Origin of the sequence: Billgrantia zhangzhouensis, from assembly GCF_021404465.1 — a bacterium.
Classification (GTDB): Bacteria; Pseudomonadota; Gammaproteobacteria; order Pseudomonadales; family Halomonadaceae; genus Halomonas; species Halomonas zhangzhouensis.
In genome coordinates, this window is sequence record NZ_JABFTT010000029.1 from 1 (window position 1) to 1305 (window position 1305).

Below are 1305 nucleotides of genomic sequence, written 5' to 3' on the forward strand. Positions count from 1 at the left end.
TCGTCTCCGAAGGGTTCGCAGGATGTCAAGGGTAGGTAAGGTTCTTCGCGTTGCATCGAATTAAACCACATGCTCCACCGCTTGTGCGGGCCCCCGTCAATTCATTTGAGTTTTAACCTTGCGGCCGTACTCCCCAGGCGGTCGACTTATCGCGTTAACTGCGCCACAAAGTCCGCGAAGGACCCAACGGCTAGTCGACATCGTTTACGGCGTGGACTACCAGGGTATCTAATCCTGTTTGCTACCCACGCTTTCGCACCTCAGCGTCAGTGTCAGTCCAGAAGGCCGCCTTCGCCACTGGTATTCCTCCCGATCTCTACGCATTTCACCGCTACACCGGGAATTCTACCTTCCTCTCCTGCACTCTAGCCTGACAGTTCCGGATGCCGTTCCCAGGTTGAGCCCGGGGCTTTCACAACCGGCTTATCAAGCCGCCTACGCGCGCTTTACGCCCAGTAATTCCGATTAACGCTCGCACCCTCCGTATTACCGCGGCTGCTGGCACGGAGTTAGCCGGTGCTTCTTCTGTGGGTGATGTCCTCCCTCCCGGGTATTAGCCGGAAGGCTTTCTTCCCCACTGAAAGTGCTTTACAACCCGAGGGCCTTCTTCACACACGCGGCATGGCTGGATCAGGCTTGCGCCCATTGTCCAATATTCCCCACTGCTGCCTCCCGTAGGAGTTCGGGCCGTGTCTCAGTCCCGATGTGGCTGATCATCCTCTCAGACCAGCTACGGATCGTTGCCTTGGTGAGCCATTACCTCACCAACCAGCTAATCCGACATAGGCTCATCCGATAGCGCAAGGCCCGAAGGTCCCCTGCTTTCTCCCGTAGGACGTATGCGGTATTAGCCTGGGTTTCCCCAGGTTATCCCCCACTACCGGGCAGATTCCTATGCATTACTCACCCGTCCGCCGCTCGTCAGCAGAGAGCAAGCTCTCCCTGTTACCGCTCGACTTGCATGTGTTAGGCCTGCCGCCAGCGTTCAATCTGAGCCATGATCAAACTCTTCAGTTTAAGATCGTGCGGTTCTTGCCCTTCCGAAGAAGGAAGCGAACCAAACTTGGCTCAAGGTCAAAGCTTCTCAAAAGACCCGAAGGTCTCGACGAGTCGCTTGCCTTGAAATGGTGTGACTTCTCACCACCTCATCGACAAGCGCCCACATGAATTACCTGATCGATTGTTAAAGAGCGGCTCCGGGATAGAGAGCGGAGCGTCTCGCTTGCTGCCGGGGCCGTCGATCCAGTGATCGAGAGGCCTCGCCAGCGCCCTGCGAGGAAGGCGTATTCTACTGAAGCGGCGGAG

1 rRNA gene is annotated in these 1305 nt (G+C 56.8%); it reads right to left on the minus strand.

What is annotated here, in order from left to right:
* Positions 1–1017, minus strand: a 16S ribosomal RNA gene (locus tag HOP51_RS20860); the annotation flags it as partial.
* Positions 1018–1305 lie beyond the last annotated feature (288 nt).